At 45.9% G+C, this 15,536-nt stretch carries 19 protein-coding genes; 18 read left to right on the forward strand and 1 reads right to left on the reverse strand.

Annotation, left to right across the window (positions count from 1 at the left end; all coding sequences use genetic code 11):
- Window positions 1-85: 85 nt before the first annotated feature.
- The 17 genes from CVU71_12655 (at window position 86) to holA (ending at window position 13,852) form a co-directional block, all read left to right on the forward strand.
- Window positions 86-529, forward strand: coding sequence for a dUTP diphosphatase (locus CVU71_12655; GenBank protein ID PKN18714.1), 444 nt, complete (start codon window positions 86-88; stop codon window positions 527-529).
- A gap of 134 nt (window positions 530-663) precedes the next feature.
- Window positions 664-1,842, forward strand: coding sequence for a hypothetical protein (locus CVU71_12660; protein ID PKN18347.1), 1,179 nt, complete (start codon window positions 664-666; stop codon window positions 1,840-1,842).
- A gap of 221 nt (window positions 1,843-2,063) precedes the next feature.
- Complete coding sequence (locus CVU71_12665) at window positions 2,064-2,261, forward strand: XRE family transcriptional regulator (protein ID PKN18348.1); 198 nt, start codon at window positions 2,064-2,066, stop codon at window positions 2,259-2,261.
- 53 nt (window positions 2,262-2,314) lie between these two features.
- Complete coding sequence (locus tag CVU71_12670) at window positions 2,315-2,581, forward strand: cell division protein FtsB (GenBank protein PKN18349.1); 267 nt, start codon at window positions 2,315-2,317, stop codon at window positions 2,579-2,581.
- Window positions 2,582-2,625: 44 nt separating this feature from the next.
- Window positions 2,626-3,702: a pilus assembly protein PilM gene (locus CVU71_12675; protein PKN18350.1), complete on the forward strand. Its 1,077-nt coding sequence runs from the start codon at window positions 2,626-2,628 to the stop codon at window positions 3,700-3,702.
- Entirely contained in the window at window positions 3,699-4,247 is a 549-nt protein-coding gene (locus CVU71_12680; protein ID PKN18351.1) for a hypothetical protein, read from the forward strand. The genes CVU71_12675 and CVU71_12680 overlap by 4 nt, the downstream gene beginning before the upstream one ends.
- A gap of 2 nt (window positions 4,248-4,249) precedes the next feature.
- Window positions 4,250-5,011 (forward strand): hypothetical protein, encoded by a 762-nt coding sequence (locus CVU71_12685; GenBank protein PKN18352.1) that lies wholly within the window; start codon window positions 4,250-4,252, stop codon window positions 5,009-5,011.
- Window positions 4,986-5,519: a hypothetical protein gene (locus CVU71_12690; GenBank protein PKN18353.1), complete on the forward strand. Its 534-nt coding sequence runs from the start codon at window positions 4,986-4,988 to the stop codon at window positions 5,517-5,519. Before CVU71_12685 ends, CVU71_12690 begins: the two co-directional genes overlap by 26 nt.
- A gap of 12 nt (window positions 5,520-5,531) precedes the next feature.
- The gene (locus CVU71_12695) at window positions 5,532-7,307 is read left to right on the forward strand and encodes a hypothetical protein (GenBank protein PKN18354.1); all 1,776 of its coding nucleotides are present in this window, start codon (window positions 5,532-5,534) and stop codon (window positions 7,305-7,307) included.
- 113 nt (window positions 7,308-7,420) lie between these two features.
- Window positions 7,421-8,182, forward strand: a complete 762-nt coding sequence (locus CVU71_12700; protein PKN18355.1) for a hypothetical protein — start codon at window positions 7,421-7,423, stop codon at window positions 8,180-8,182.
- A 91-nt stretch (window positions 8,183-8,273) separates the two neighbouring features.
- Window positions 8,274-8,777 carry a hypothetical protein gene (locus CVU71_12705; GenBank protein ID PKN18356.1) on the forward strand — a complete coding sequence of 168 codons (504 nt, stop codon included), beginning with the start codon at window positions 8,274-8,276 and terminating at the stop codon, window positions 8,775-8,777.
- Entirely contained in the window at window positions 8,758-9,846 is a 1,089-nt protein-coding gene (locus CVU71_12710; protein ID PKN18357.1) for an integrase, read from the forward strand. Before CVU71_12705 ends, CVU71_12710 begins: the two co-directional genes overlap by 20 nt.
- 18 nt (window positions 9,847-9,864) lie before the next feature.
- Window positions 9,865-10,260, forward strand: coding sequence for a glycine cleavage system protein H (gene gcvH, locus CVU71_12715; protein ID PKN18358.1), 396 nt, complete (start codon window positions 9,865-9,867; stop codon window positions 10,258-10,260).
- A gap of 9 nt (window positions 10,261-10,269) precedes the next feature.
- The gene (locus CVU71_12720; protein PKN18359.1) at window positions 10,270-11,097 is read left to right on the forward strand and encodes a lipoate--protein ligase family protein; all 828 of its coding nucleotides are present in this window, start codon (window positions 10,270-10,272) and stop codon (window positions 11,095-11,097) included.
- 353 nt (window positions 11,098-11,450) lie between these two features.
- Window positions 11,451-11,642, forward strand: a complete 192-nt coding sequence (gene rpsU / locus CVU71_12725; protein PKN18360.1) for a 30S ribosomal protein S21 — start codon at window positions 11,451-11,453, stop codon at window positions 11,640-11,642.
- A 170-nt stretch (window positions 11,643-11,812) separates the two neighbouring features.
- Complete coding sequence (locus CVU71_12730) at window positions 11,813-12,463, forward strand: TIGR00730 family Rossman fold protein (protein ID PKN18361.1); 651 nt, start codon at window positions 11,813-11,815, stop codon at window positions 12,461-12,463.
- A 33-nt stretch (window positions 12,464-12,496) separates the two neighbouring features.
- On the forward strand, window positions 12,497-13,852 hold the full coding sequence (holA, locus tag CVU71_12735) for a DNA polymerase III subunit delta (GenBank protein PKN18362.1): 1,356 nt from the start codon (window positions 12,497-12,499) through the stop codon (window positions 13,850-13,852).
- Between the two features lie 111 nt (window positions 13,853-13,963).
- On the opposite strand, the gene CVU71_12740 is transcribed toward holA, so the two are convergent.
- On the reverse strand, window positions 13,964-14,491 hold the full coding sequence (locus CVU71_12740; GenBank protein ID PKN18363.1) for a hypothetical protein: 528 nt from the start codon (window positions 14,489-14,491) through the stop codon (window positions 13,964-13,966).
- A gap of 147 nt (window positions 14,492-14,638) precedes the next feature.
- Between CVU71_12740 and CVU71_12745 the strand changes: the two genes are divergently transcribed.
- Window positions 14,639-15,496: a 3-hydroxybutyryl-CoA dehydrogenase gene (locus tag CVU71_12745; protein ID PKN18364.1), complete on the forward strand. Its 858-nt coding sequence runs from the start codon at window positions 14,639-14,641 to the stop codon at window positions 15,494-15,496.
- The last annotated feature ends 40 nt before the right edge of the window (window positions 15,497-15,536 follow it).

The following is a 15,536-nucleotide window of genomic DNA, read 5'->3' on the forward strand; positions in this document are numbered from 1 at the left end:
GAAATCATCCAATGAATCATCTCATGCTGGCAGGGGAAAATAAATTCGCCTCTGCCAGCATCATGAAATGATGCCCCTGAGTTTCATGGAAAAAATACAAATTCATATTCAAAAGATCGCGGGAAGTGATGATATTCCTTTTCCCCGGTATATGACCGAACAGGCGGCGGGTATGGATATTTTTGCAGCTGTCTTGTCCGACGAAACAATTCAGCCGGGCGAGCGCAGAAAAATTCCGACCGGCATCGCCATTTCCCTGCCCGAAGGATATGAGGCTCAAATTCGACCACGCAGCGGTCTGGCCGTCCATAACGGCATCACCCTTTTAAATTCACCCGGCACCATCGATGCGGACTATCGCGGTGAGATCGCCCTGATTGTTATCAATCACGGCGAGTCGCCTTTTGTGGTGCAAAGAGGCATGCGTCTGGCGCAAATGGTGATTCAGAAAATCTGTCAGGCCCAATGGGTCGAATCAGACACGCTTGATGAAACGGTCCGGGGCGGCGGCGGTTTCGGTCATACCTGAAGAAGGCAGCGGGCCGAAGATTCTCTGCGGCCTGACAATGATTGCTTCTATTTTCCTTCCCGGATTTTCTTGCTTTTGCATTTGTCCTGAAACAGTGATATGTAAAAACAAATTTGCCCGGACAAAAAGAGTTCATGAAAAAATTCAAAGTTAAAAAAACATTTCAGGAAATCAACGAAAAGATCAAAAAAGGGCGAGCCGTTGTCGTGACCGCTGAGGAAATGATCGATATCGTGGAGCGGCATGGTGATGTGGAAGCGGCGCGGCGGATTGATGTCGTGACGACCGGAACATTCGGCGCCATGTGTTCTTCCGGCGCTTTTCTGAATTTCGGGCATACCTCTCCGCGTATCAGGGCCTCCAAGGTCTGGCTCAACGACGTGCCGGCCTATGGCGGTATTGCGGCCGTCGACTGCTATCTGGGTGCAACCGAAGTCGTTGAAGGCGACCCGCAAAACAGTGTGTATCCGGGTGAATTCAATTATGGCGGCGGCCATGTCATTGAAGATCTGGTATCCGGTAACGTCGTGAAACTGCGCGCCGAGGGATATGGCACCGATTGCTATCCATCGCGTAAATTTGAAAAAAATATTACCATCAGTGATTTACGGGACGCCGTTTTATTCAATCCGCGTAATGCCTATCAGAACTATAATTGCGCCGTCAACCTGTCGGATACGACGATTTACACCTATATGGGCATGCTGCGTCCGCGCATGGCCAATGCATCCTATGCAACGTCGGGGCAACTGAGTCCGTTGCTTAATGATCCTTATTACCGTACAATCGGTATCGGGACACGAATTTTTTTAGGCGGAGCTCAGGGGTTTGTCGTCTGGCCGGGCACACAGCATAATCCAAATGTGGCCAGAGGGCCTAATGGCGTGCCCAAGGAAGGCGCAGGCACTATCGCTGTTATTGGTAATTTGAAGGAAATGAGCCCCGAATGGCTGACCGGAGCCAGTTTTTTAGGCTATGGTATTTCGATGTTCGTCGGCATCGGTATTCCCATTCCCATTCTGGATGAAGACATGGCGCGCTTTACCGCGGTAAAGGACGCGGATATTTACGCGCAAGTCTATGATTACAGCATGGACTATCCCAAGGGCAATCCTAAGCCTGTTTTCGAAGTCAGTTATCAGGATCTCAAGAGCGGTTCCATTATCATTGATAATAAAAAAGTTATTACTGCCCCCCTGTCCAGTTATTACAAGGCCAATCAAATAGCCAATCTTCTCAAAGAATGGATTGAAAGCGGTAAATTTTTGCTTGGCGAACCGCAGCAGAATTTACCGAGTGTAAGTCATCTATAAGTTTCCCGATAGAGAAACATAATTCCTCAGATTTGTTCTAAATAGATAAAAACACTATATGTTGTGTTGCCAATATTTCATAAACACATGATGATGTGTATTATCAATAATTAATATTAATTAATTTTAAATAATTTTAATGATAATTAAGTTTTTTTCTTGACTTTTTCTTTTGATTATAGTTTTTTGAACCAAAAGAGAAGGTATTACTTTAACTCATTATGGAAAATACAAAGAAAAATAGAGTAAAGAAGTTTCGCGAATCTATTCCTCTGAGTGTATCACAGCTTGCCCGCAAGGCTGAACTGACGCCGCAGACAATTGCCAAAATGGAAAAAGGATTACCTACAAGAAAGAACTCGGAGTTAAAAGTGGCCAAGGCCTTGCAAAAAACCTATGAAGAAGTTTTCCCTCAATAAAGGGGAGTACAAAAGGCATTTTATGGTATTTCACCTGGAGGCATTGTTTGTAAATGAAAATCGGCAGATATTTAGTTGCCTTTTTGTTTTTAATGACTCTTTTGATAACCTTTGGCAACAGAGGGGTTGTCGATAATTATTTTATGGGTAAAAGACTGTCACAGATGAAAGCGGAAAATAACGATCTGGTAGCGCAAAACAAAGAACTGGCAGAAAAAATAATTTTATTACGAAGTGATCTAGCTTATATTGAATCTATCGCGCGCAACGAGCTAGGCATGGTGAAAAGCGGAGATGTTGTTTACCGGCTGACAAAATGAACGAAAGCATGTTTTCAAGCAAGCAATAACATGACGGTGCTTTAATGGATTTAAAAGAACTATTTACAGGAAAAAAACAGCTTGTCGGGCTGGATATCGGATCAAACTCTTTGAAGCTGGCTGAGATCATCACGACCTCCAGCGGTCAGGTACTCAACCGGTTCCGTCAAATCCCCGTCCCATCCGGAACGATCGTTGACGGCGTTGTGGAAAATCCCAGTGTTTTAGCGTCAACGATCAAAGAACTTTTCCATAATTCCGGTTGCAAAGGAAAAGGAATTGTAACCTCTCTTTCCGGCAGTTCCGTCATTGTTAAAAAAGTAACGCTTGCCCAGATGGAAGAGACGGAACTGCGTGAGTTGATCCATGATGAAGCCGGTAAATACCTTCCTTTTGATAATATGGATGATGTAAATTATGATTTCCAGATCCTGGGAGATAATGAACAGAACCCCAATCAAATGGACGTTATCATTGTTGCCGCCAAGAAGACGGATGTCAGCAGTTACCTGGATGCGATTACCGCGGCCGGTCTTACGGTCATGATCATGGATGTGGATTCTTTTGCGCTGGAAACCATGTATGAGTCCAACTACGAATTTGAAGAGAATGATATTATCGTCATCGTTAACATTGGCGCGCACTTGACCAATATTAATGTCATTAAAGGTGGAATATCCATCTTTACCAGAGATTTTACGATTGCCGGAAATGAGATCACCGAAAGGTTGCAGGAAAAATATCAGGTGTCGGCGGAAGAAGCCGAGGGCATGAAAACAGACGGTCTTCCCGGCAGCGAGCAGGAAAACATGGATCTGAAAAACGTTATTTTAGATTGTGCCGAACCGATATGTTCAGAGATCGAAAGATCCATTGATTACTTCCGTTCAACATTCGGGGGCGATTATATCAAGCATGTGTATCTATCGGGCGGATCATCAAGAATTGCGGGTTTAGACAACCATTTATCGCAGCGATTAAATATAGAGACGGAATTAATTAATCCACTTTCAAAAATCGGCTATAACAAAAAAAATATTGATGCGGGGAAGCTCGACAGCATCAAGACAATCGGCGCTGTGGCCATTGGGTTGGGTTTAAGGAAAATAGGTGATAAATGATAAAGATTAATCTTTTACCTTACCGTGAAAAAGAAAAGAAAGATAATCTTGCCAGACAGATTACGATTATTGCAGGGTCGTTTATCTTTTTTATTCTTTGTCTTGTTCTGTTCCAGATTCATATGGTGACACAAGTAAAGGATATAGAAAAAAAACTTGCGGATTCCAAAGAAACCTTGAAAGTTTTAGATGCAAAAATTGGAAACCTGGAAAAGTTTAAACGCCAGAAAGCCGACCTGGAGTTAAAACTCGGTGTGATCAGCACGCTGGAAGAAAATCGATTATTGCCGGTCAAAACGCTTGATGATTTATCCATGCTGGTTCCGCAAAGAAACGTTTGGCTGACAAGAATTGTACAAAACAATGACAGTCTGACGATCGAGGGAGTTGGCCGTGACAATATTGTTGCTGCTGATTTTATGAAAACCATTGAAAATTTTGCCCCCATCAAGTCGGTTGATTTGGTTTCGTCAAAAAACGTGGTGATTGCCGACACAACCTTGCAGCAGTTTATTTTTAACTGCAAACTGAAAAAGGGATTTTAATTATGCCCATAACCGTAAACGATATTAAAAAATTGTCCCCGCAGGCCAAGGCCCTGATCGTTGTTATAGTTATTTTTCTTATCGGTTATGTGTATTACGCTTATTTTCTATCCGATACGTTAAACAAAAAAGCAGAACTTGATAAAGATTATCAGGATGTTGAATCACAAATTACACAGAAAGAAAAATTAGCGAAGCAATTCGATAAATACAAAACCGATGTTGCAGCGCTGGAACAGAATTATAAAGTGGCTTTGTTAAAACTTCCCGACCAGCGGGAAATCCCCGGCCTTTTTCATTCCGTCGCTATGGCGGGCCGGGATACGGGTGTTGAGTTTTTATTGTTTGAGCCGAAAGCCTCTGTGCCTAAAACCATGGCTGATGCCGGACCTGATAAACTTTCTGCAAAACTAAAGCCTTCCGATAAGAGGCAGGAAGAGAAGGAAAAAGCAGACTCTCAAAAAACGGCTAACATACCGGCGAAGCCCGGTGATGGAAAGAAGGCGCCGCCGCCGGCTCCAGAACCTTTTTATGAGGAAATACCGGTAAAAGTGACCGTAACGGGCAATTTTCAGAATATTGTTCACTTTTTTGAAAAAGTGGCCAAATTGCCTCGTATTGTCAATATTTCCGATATTTCTATGGGTGAACGAAGAGCTGTTAAAGGACGGGGACATCTTATTACTACATCCTGTACCGTGAAAACGTACATGTTTGTGGATAAAAAAGAGAAAACAAGTGAAAAGAAAAATGAAAAAAATTAAAATTATCATTTTGTGCAATTTGTTGATTCTTTTTACAACAGCTTTTTGTGCTTTCGGCGCAGAAACAAATAAACCGGTTGTGAAAACATTGCCATCCGCTCCGCGAACCGGCCAGCCTCAAATACAAGCACCCGCCTTGCCGCCTGTGCCAACGCCGCCGGTGAATGTTTACAGTTATAATCCGTCGGGCAAGCCCGATCCGTTTAAACCTTTTATTGATGTACAAGTCGCGGCTGTGGCGAAAAAAGAAACTAAAGTGGAATCCATTTTCCCATTGCAGCGGGAGGAAGCGGAAAGTTTCAACCTGGTTGGAATCATCGGGGATCAGACGCGTCGTGTGGCAGTTGTGCAGGATTCGGCTAAAAAGTTTTATCCGCTTTTTATCGGAACGCGCATCGGTCTTCGTAACGGGAAGGTAACCAATATTCTGGCAGATCGAGTAACAGTGGATGAATTGAACGGGAAAAAAGTAAAAAGAATCATTTTGAAACTGCGTAAAAATATTTAATGAGGTAATATCATGAAACAATATTTATCCAAAATAATCCCTGTTTTCATAATCCTTTGGGTTTTTTTATGTGCTCCGGCCGGGGTAATTACGGATTTAAGCGCAGCTCAAGATAATAATCCCGGTGCTAAAAGTGAAACAACAAATGTAGGTTATCTGGAAAACATATTATTTGAAAAGTTGTCCGGCCGGGAAAGGATCAATCTTGTTGTATCCCAGCAGCCCTCCATTGCTCCCACGTCCATTCAGGGAGATAATAGCCTGCTCATCAGTCTGGAAAATCTGTATGCGCCTGACAACATGCGCGACACCCTGGCGTGGAAACAGTCTCTTAATGTAACTGATGTGCAGGTGCAGCAGCGGACGTCGGAAGGCAAACAATGGATTAATTTGAAAATTAATCTTAAAGAAATTGTTCCCTATTCCATAAGACAGGAAGGAAAGATTGTTGTTATTGACTTCAATATTTCCGGTGTGGAAGCAAAGTTAAGCGCGGCTAGTCAAAAGTCCGGAGACGCGCCGGCTGGCGCTGCTTCCAGTGAAGGGAATAGTGCAAAGCAACAGGCCGGTCGTGAGGCAACTAAAAGATATACGGATAGAATCGTGTCGCTTGATTTTCAGGATGCGGATATCAAGAGCGTTTTACGTTTAATGTCTGAATACGGCAATGTGAGTATCATTTCCGGAGATGATGTTAAGGGTAATGTTACTCTAACGATGAAAAATGTACCCTGGGAACAGGCGTTGGATTCAATTCTGGATATCAAAGGCCTTGGCAAGAAGCAAATGGGCAATGTCATCAGCGTTATGACTCTGGACAGAAAGAAAAAAGATGAAGCAGACAAACTCAAGGCGGAAGAGGATAAGGTAAAAGCGGATGACGCCCGCAAGGCAAGAGAACAACAAATTCTGGTCGAAAAAGGGAAACTGCGCCAGATCCTGATTGAAGCGAAAATCGTAGAAGTGACGGATGATTTTACCAGAAATCTTGGTATTCAATGGGGATTCGGCCAGCACGCATCTACCGGGAATTACGGATTGGGTTTTTCCGGCGGGATGAATCCGCTTTCGACAACCAATTCTCAATCGATCAGGTATCCGTCTGAAGTGGTCTCCAAGACCGCCACCACGCCATTAACAATGGCGGCTGTCAATTTTCCCGCCATAGTGGCCGGACCGACCTTCGGCCTTGTTTTTGGAGGGGCCAGCGGCTATATCGAAACTCAATTGCAGGCCCTGGAAACAACCGCTCAAGGTAAAATAATTTCAGCGCCCAGAGTCGTGACGATGGACAATGTGAAAGCCGTTATCAAACAGGGTGATGAAGTGCCCTATGTGACGCCGGCTTCAGGCACTTCAGCGGCAAGCGTTACTTTTAAGGAAGCTGTTTTGCGGTTGGAGGTAAAACCGAAAATTACCGATGAAGGCCGGATTTCCATGGAAATCAAAGCGACTAACGACACACCGGACTATGCTACAGGACAAACACTTCAGGGCAATCCGCCCATTCGCAAGAATGAAGTGGAATCCAAGGTTGTCGTGTCCGATGGAGATACGGTCGTTATCGGCGGCATATCCAAAAATACAGAAAGTACGTCGGTATCCGGACTTCCCTTGTTTTATAAGATTCCGGTTTTGGGATGGCTGTTTAAAACGGAAGGCGTCACAAGGCAAAAACGGCAATTGATGATATTTATCACGCCAAAGATATTATCGGAATCCGGATATGTTGAAGATGAGTGCAATACGTCGCTTGCCAATCAATCGGACCGTTGCCGTAAAGAATAGAAAATAACGCGACCGGACATCAATCCCTCTGCAGCCGGATGTGCAGAGGGATTTTTATCGGTGAGTGCGCAAAACGCAATTCAATGTTCTTGCCGGCTCAAGTGGACTGAATCATGAAATTGAAAACAATAATTATCCTGTCGGTTTTATTTTGCCAGTTATTTCTTATCTCCTGCACCAGCACGCCCTGGCATAGAGATCAGGCCGATGCTTATTTGAAAAAGGGGATAGCCTTAATTGAAGCGCGGCAATACCTGGGCGCTCTCAAGGAACTGCTGGAGGCTGATAAAAATGCCCCAGACGATCCGGTCATCAATTATCATTTGGGAATTGCGTATCTGGGACGTGGTTTAAAAGACAAGGCGATGGAAAGATTTCAGACGGCTGTGTCGTTGAAAAATGATTATTCGGAAGCGTACAATTATCTGGGCGCCATTTATATGGATATGGGTCAATGGGAGAGGGCTATTGATGCATTTGATAAAGCTTTAAATAATCACCTGTATGTAACTCCGGGACGTGCCTTGTATAACTCCGGTTTAGCTTACTATAACCTGCAGAATTACGATATGGCCCTGTCACGGTTTCAGCAGGCATCAAGGCAGGATGGGATGATTGTCTTACAGCCTCAGATCGAAAAATTTCTGGGGTTAATCTATATCAAGAAATCCAATTTAGCCCAGGCAAAAGAGCATTTGGAAAAATCTGTGACGCTGAACCCTTCACTTTATGACGCTCATTTTTTTCTGGCTGAAACTTACTTAAAAATTAAAGACCCCGCGAATGCGAAAAATTCTTTTCAACAGGTCATCAAGCTTGCCCCGCAATCACCATTTGGACAAGAAGCCCGAGAGTATCTGCGGTCTTTGAGGTGAAGGGTGATCGAAAGTATATAAACGAATGAACATACTTGCTGTTTTATCTTTTTGTTTCAATAAAACACATTCCCGCCATTTTTAAGCAGCCATGGAAAATCAAACCTTCGAAAAAAACCGTATTGCATTTCCCGATCAGTACAAATATTTGCTTCAAAACAAACGGTATGCTGACGCACTGGTCTTGTCTCTTGAACGACTGAGAGAATTTCCCATGGACGCTGACGCCTACGTTGCAGTCGGTGAAGCACAAATCGCGATGGCTCATCTCACGGAATCCCAGCGGATGCTTTGTGCTCTGGAGGACAAAATTGCCGCATTGACCGGCGTATTTGTCCGGATGGGAGAATTATACGCAAAAAATGGCTATGCAAAAGAGGCCCAACTTTGTTATCAGCAGTATCGGGCGTATAGTCCGTTTGCTGAGAAGGGCCGGGCATTAACCTCGCCAGGGACTGCTTCTGAGGACGTACAAAAAAAAGAAAGTAAAATCGATCAACAGGATAATGCTTCTTCCGATCAATTAATCAATACGCTATCGGGATGGCTGACCAATATTAATAGGACGAAGACTCATGCCGCATGCAATCGATAATTTTTCTCTCCTCAGGCTTCATGCCGTTCAGAAAAAATTCCCTGATTATCACGTCGATGGCATCCTGTTTTCCAATATCAGTAATATCCGCTATCTGTCGGGATTTACCGGCAGTGACGGCCTGTTGGTTTTAAGCTCCGATGACGCGAGGCTTCTTGTTGATGGACGTTACACCACGCAAGCCGCAGCTGAGGTCAGGGGGATTTCCGTCCTTCATTATCAAAATAAAATTCAGGGAATCGAACAGGCCTTGAAGGAGTTAGGCCTGAAAAATATCGGCTTTGAAGCCTCTTGCGTTACGGTGGAAATGTATAATGATTTAACACGCAGGCTGAAAAATATTAAATTGGTCGGACTGGGTGACGAATTAAGATTGCTTCGGGCTTATAAAGACCAGCATGAAATTGCCGTCATGAAAAAAGCGGCGGCTATCGCCTCGAAAGCGATAGACACACTTGCCCGCGAAATACGACCCGGCTGGACGGAACTGGAAACGGCTCTGCAACTGGAAATAACGGCGCGCCTTGCGGGGGCCGAGCAGGTTGCCTTTGAAACGATTATCGCCTCCGGAGAGAATGCGGCGCTCCCGCATGCCCAGCCTACAAATCGCAAGATCAGGAGTGGGGATTTTGTGGTTATTGATTTTGGCGTTAAATATCAGGGCTACTGTTCTGATGAAACTTGTACATTTGCAATTGGGGAATTGACAGGTGATAAAAAAAATGCTTATCGTGCGGTACTGCGGGCTCATGATGAAGCCATCTTGTCCCTCAGGGCAGGAATAGCCGCGGCGGATGTGGATGCGTTGGTTCGCGGTGTGTTGGGTAAAAAATACAGCCGCTATTTTGTACACGGAACAGGTCATGGTGTCGGTCTGGAGGTTCATGAAGCGCCTAGGCTGGCGCCGAATTCACAGGATGTTTTAAATGCCGGAATGGTGGTGACGGTTGAACCCGGCCTCTACTATCCCGGCCTGTGGGGCATTCGGATTGAGGACACGGTTGTCGTGAAAAAAAATAGTTGCGAAATAATTTCAAAGATGAAAAAAGATCTCATCGTTGTTGAATAAATTAGAGGTTAAACTGTTATGAAGGTATTTCCAGAAGACCTGCTTTACAGTCGTGAACATATTTGGGTACGGGTTGACGGAGATATGGCTACGCTGGGGATTACGGATTACGCCCAGGAAAGTCTCGGAGAAATCCTGTCTATAGAATTCCCTGAAGTGGATACCTATGTGGAACGCGACGAATCTTTCGGCTCTATTGAATCCACCAAGGCGGTGGTGGATCTGATTGCTTCGGTCAGCGGGACGATTGTCAGCGTTAACGAAGACATTAATGACGACATCGGCATCATCAACAGTGATCCTCATGATACCGGCTGGCTGGTTGTCATTGAGATGGATGATCTGGAGCAACTGGATGATCTTCTGGATGCTGCGGGCTACCATGATTTTATCATGCAGCAGGAAACTGACTGAACTCCCCTTATGACCTGGCGGTTGCTTAATTATCGGCCATACAGCGCTTTTGAAAATATGGCCATCGACGAGGCCATATTTCAGGAAACCATAAAAAATAGGAAGCCACCGACATTGCGTTTTTTCGGCTGGCGTCCGGCAGCTGTTTCTATCGGCTATTTTCAGGAATTAAAAAACGAAATCAATGTCAGTCAGTGCCAACTGACCGGCGTTGACATTGTCCGCAGGATAACCGGTGGTAAAGCCGTTTATCACCGTGATGAAATTACCTATTCGCTTACGGCCGAAAATTCAGAAAAAATATTTCCCGACAATATTTCCGGCACCTATGAAAAAATCAGTATTTGTCTGGCGCGCGGCCTGTCGGAACTGGGGATTAATGCTCGCCTGGCGGAAGGGGGCAAAAGCGTTTCAGGTACAAAGAAGAACACCTCCTCCTGCTGTTTTTCCATACCATCCGGCAACGAACTGCTAGTCGACGGCAGAAAAATCTGCGGGAGCGCGCAAATGCGAACGCACGGGGGGTTTTTGCAGCACGGATCGCTGTTGATGACGTTTGATCCGGTTGAAACCGCCGCCTTGATTCTGTCGTCCCGGGCTCCGGAACCGGCCGAAAAACTCAGATGTTCTGTCACGGCTGTCAATGAGGTGATTTCTTCACCCGTCAGCGCGGAGACACTCTGTTTAGTTTTGCAGAAGGGGTTTATCGACGAATTGGGCATTGATCTGTCCGAAGGGCCGTTAACACCCGCCGAGAAGGAGTTAAGCGCTTATCTGGTCGAAAAATACAAGAGCGACGCTTGGAATTGGCAGCGAAAAAAAGCAGCCTTTAAGTAAGGCTGGAGGTCGGCACGGGCTCATTTTTTTATTTTAGTTGCAATTTCGATTCAGATCGCATATATGCAAACCTCACCGCGCAGGGGATCATGGTGAAAAATTTAAATAAGCTGCCGCGGATGAAAAATTATATGCGGGTAACCGCAGGAAATCACAGGGCATATGATATTTTTTAAGGGCTCTGCCCAACGTGATTTCCGAGCAGGGAGCGTGATTTAAAACTTATTGAAAATTCAAGGGTAGTTGACGGTGCGCAGATGAGTCTGTTTGTGCCGTGCTGCCCTTTTTTTGCGTTTAAAAGTCAAAAAATGACACAAATATTACACGGCAACCATCAACAAGGAGGAATAAAATTGGAAGTAAAAGTCATTGATAACGATGTGGAGAAAGCGCTTAAGATTCTGAAAAACAAACTTTCGAAAAGCGGATTATTCAAGGAATTGAAAGTTCGCCGGGCCTATGAAAAGCCTTCCGTCAAAAAGAAGAGAAAAACCATTGAAGCACGCCGCAGACTGGCCAAGGTTCAGCGCCGTCGCAGCAATTAATTTTATCTGAAAAAAAAGATCAATAATCTTATTTCAGGGGCCGTTAAGAAATAATTGTTACATTTCCAGCCATTGTGTTACGGCCCCTTATGCTGGCTATGATATTAAAATGTTGCATTATTATTGAATGACGGCTTACCGTTTTTGCTTGATGCAAGGAAACGAGCGGTATGGAAAAGCAATATATTGTCGACGAATTATCCAAGGAAGAATCATGGCGGATTTTCCGCATCATGGCGGAATTTGTCGAATCCATTGAGATTCTTTCGAACGTCCATAATGCCGTGACGATTTTTGGCTCTGCCCGCGTCAAACCCGGCGATAAGTATTATCAAATGGCGGAAAAGCTGGGACAGCTTCTGGCCCAGAATGGATTTGCCGTCATTACCGGCGGCGGCCCCGGCATCATGGAAGCGGGCAATAAAGGCGCTGCGGAAGCGGGTGGCCAATCCGTGGGAATGAATATCAAGCTGCCTTTTGAACAGAAGCCCAACCCTTACGCCAATATTCAACTGGATTATAAATATTTTTTCATTCGCAAAGTCATGTTTGTCAAATATGCGGTTGCTTATGTGATCATGCCGGGTGGCTATGGGACGATGGACGAGTTTTTTGAAGCGCTGACGTTGATCCAGACCAAAAGAATGAAAAGTTTTCCCATCATTCTGATGGGCAGAGACTATTGGCAGGGTCTGCTGGACTGGCTGCAAAACAGCATGCAGCAAAATGGAATGATCCTGCCTTTTGATATCGAGATGATTCAAGTTATTGACGAACCTGAAGAAGTTGTGAAACATATCAAGAAATACGTCATCGTTTAAACTCAACATGTTTCTCCTCCACGAGAGTCATATATGACCCTGGAAAAAACAATCATGGACTTAAAGAAGGGAAAAGTTGCGCCCTGTTATCTTTTGTATGGTGAAGAAGAGTATCTGATCAATGAAACGCTTCATCAAATACTGGACATCATCGTGCCCCAGTCCGATCGTGATTTCGGCCTTTTTTTTCTCGACGGCGAAAATGCCGATTTTGACATTCTGAAGGATCATCTCCTGGCACCCTCGCTTTTAGGCGGCAGAAAAGTGGTGGTGGTCAAAAACACGACGATTTTTCAATCGCGGGAAAACCTGGGCGATCTGATCCAGAAAATACGTGACAACCTTAATGAGCACCCCGATAAAGCCGCCAAATATTTTTTGACCTTTCTGAAGATATCCGGCTTTGCCTGGGAAGATATGCAGGGCTCCGGATGGCAGAAGATTACCGATGAACAATGGCGCAAAGCCGTCGAGGAAGATTCAGGCGACGACAGAAACAAGTGGCTGCCGCGCATCATCGAAATTTGTACCGGCCGGGGATGGGCATCCGGCAGTGTTGCCGATCCGTCCGAGCAATTTGAAGAACTGCTGGCACAGGGGCTTCCAACGGGCAATTGTTTGATAATGACCGCCGAGGCGGTTGATAAAAGAAAAAAAATATTCAAAGTAATCGACAAAGCCGGTATTGCCTTGCACTTTGGTGAGATTAAGGGGGAAGCGGCAACCAGAGAAACGCTCAAGCTCGAAGCGCAGAAATTGCTGGACCGGTGCGGCAGGAAACTGACTCCCGCCGCCTGGATCGCCCTGGGGAAAAAAACGGGATTTCAGCTTCGTCCTTCATTGAACGAACTGCAGAAGCTCATTTCATTTGTTGGCGAGCGTGCCGTTATTGAGGAAAAGGACGTCGAGGCCGTTGTCGGCAAGACCAAAGAAGATTCCATTTTCGATTTGACGACGGCGCTGGCCGAAAAAAATGCGACAGCGGCGCTTTTGGCCCTCAAAGGCTTGCTGGATCAGGGCACGCATCATTTGATGATTCTGACGATGATCAGCCGTGAAATCCGTATGCTTTTGCAGGCGTCTGTGCTCGTTCGCTCGGGAAAACTGCCCAGAATCACACCAAGCATGGAGTACGGCTCCTTTCAGAAGAATGTTTATCCCGCTGTATTGGGGCTGGCGCCGGATGCATCCCGCAAGGAAGATCTGCTGGTCAATAAGCATCCCTTTGTCATTTACAACGCGCTCAAGCACTGCAGCCGGTTTTCCTATCCGGTTCTTTTGAATTACCTGGATGATTTGCTGAAGATGGACCGCGCGATGAAGTCTTCAGCCACGGATCCTCAGTTGCTGCTGGAGCGCTTCCTGATCAAGGCCTGCGTTAAGACGTAGTTCAATAACAACTATAACGTTTTAACATCATAACCGGCATAAAGGGTCCAAACGAAATGAATAGAAATGTATCCTCTTGCCACCCGCATGGATGGTTCTTTCTTAACGGCTCTAAAGCTTCCTGATTTTAGTCTGAGCCTGCCTTTGTGCGCGGGAAAGTTTGCGGGCGGGCCCTTTTTTGCGGGCAGAGCGGCTGTCTTCTTCCCCGTCTTCATCTTTCCGGCCGAAGAATTCGTTATCGGCCGGAGCTGCCAACAACTTATCAACAATCGTCTCAAATTCCAGGGATGACAGCGCGGCTTTGCCTCTGCGTGTTGCGTAAGAGGCCACTTCGCGATCGGAAGAAACCACCAAAATTTCCTCATCGGTAGAAGCGGCGATTCTTTTCAAGACGTCATCGGCTTTAATGCCCCGGCCTGAGTAGATGATGTGAATGCCTGATGAATAATCGCGTTCTTCCTGGGCGGGACCACTCAGCCAGCCGTCAAAAACCACGGTAATGCGGTGGTCTTTTCTGTCCCGGTACCGGGCAAGCCAGGTGACCAGAGCATTGCGTCCCGCCTCAAGGCTTTGCCGCTCAAAGCGCCGCAAGGTGATCGACTGCCGGATCAGGTTATAACCGTCAATTAAAATATGCATGTCTGATTCTGGCACATTGACGCCTCGGGTTCAATAAAAAAGAGATCCGGTATTTTGCTTGACTTGACGGTTGCCAGTCTGTTACCATCCACGATGGCTTCAAGGCTGGAGCCGCCTGCTTGACAATAAATGAATTCGGAGGTTTGTATGGAAATTAAAAAAGTATGCGTGTTGGGCGCGGGCTTGATGGGCAACGGCATCGCGCAGGTGTGCGCCGCGGCAGGCTTTGATGTCACGCTGCGGGATATTGAACAACGATTCATCGACAACGGCATGAACACGATCAAAAAGAACCTGAGCCGCGACGCCGAAAAAGGGAAGATCACCAAAGAACAGATGGACGCCATTCTGGGACGGATCAAGCCGACGCTCGATGTAAAAGAAGCCGCGGCTGATGCGGATGTCGTCGTGGAAGTGGTCATCGAACTGATGGATCTGAAGAAGAAAGTCTATGCGGAACTGGAAGCGGTTGTTCCTTCGCACTGCCTGTTCTTCACCAACACTTCGGGCTTAAGCATCACGGAAATGGCGGCGATTACGAAAAGGCCGGATCGTTTTATCGGCACCCATTTTTTCAATCCCGTTCCGGTGATGCGCCTTTTGGAAGTCATTCGCGGCCAGCAGACTTCCGACGAGACGGTGGAGATTGCCAAAGCCTGGGGCAAGAAAATCGGCAAGGAAGTGGTGATGGTCAATGAAGCGCCGGCGTTTGTTGTCAACCGCATTTTGTGTTCCATGATCAACGAAGCTTTTTTTGTGCTGGACGAAGGTCTGGCCACGGCTGCGGATATTGATAAAGCAATGCAGCTGGGCTGCAATCACCCCATCGGACCTTTGGCCCTGGGCGACCTGATCGGACTCGATACGCAACTGAGGATCTGCGAGGGCATGCACCGGGAGTTGGGCGATAAATACCGTCCGTCACCTCTTTTGAGAAAACTTGTTCGCGCCGGCAATCTGGGGCGTAAATCAGGACGCGGCGTCTACGACTATAGCAAGAAATAATTGATTGTCAGGACATTTTACGGCGGCCTTCATAACCCAT

This window comes from Deltaproteobacteria bacterium HGW-Deltaproteobacteria-6 (genome assembly GCA_002840435.1).
In the GTDB taxonomy this organism is placed as follows: Bacteria; Desulfobacterota; Syntrophia; order Syntrophales; family Smithellaceae; genus UBA8904.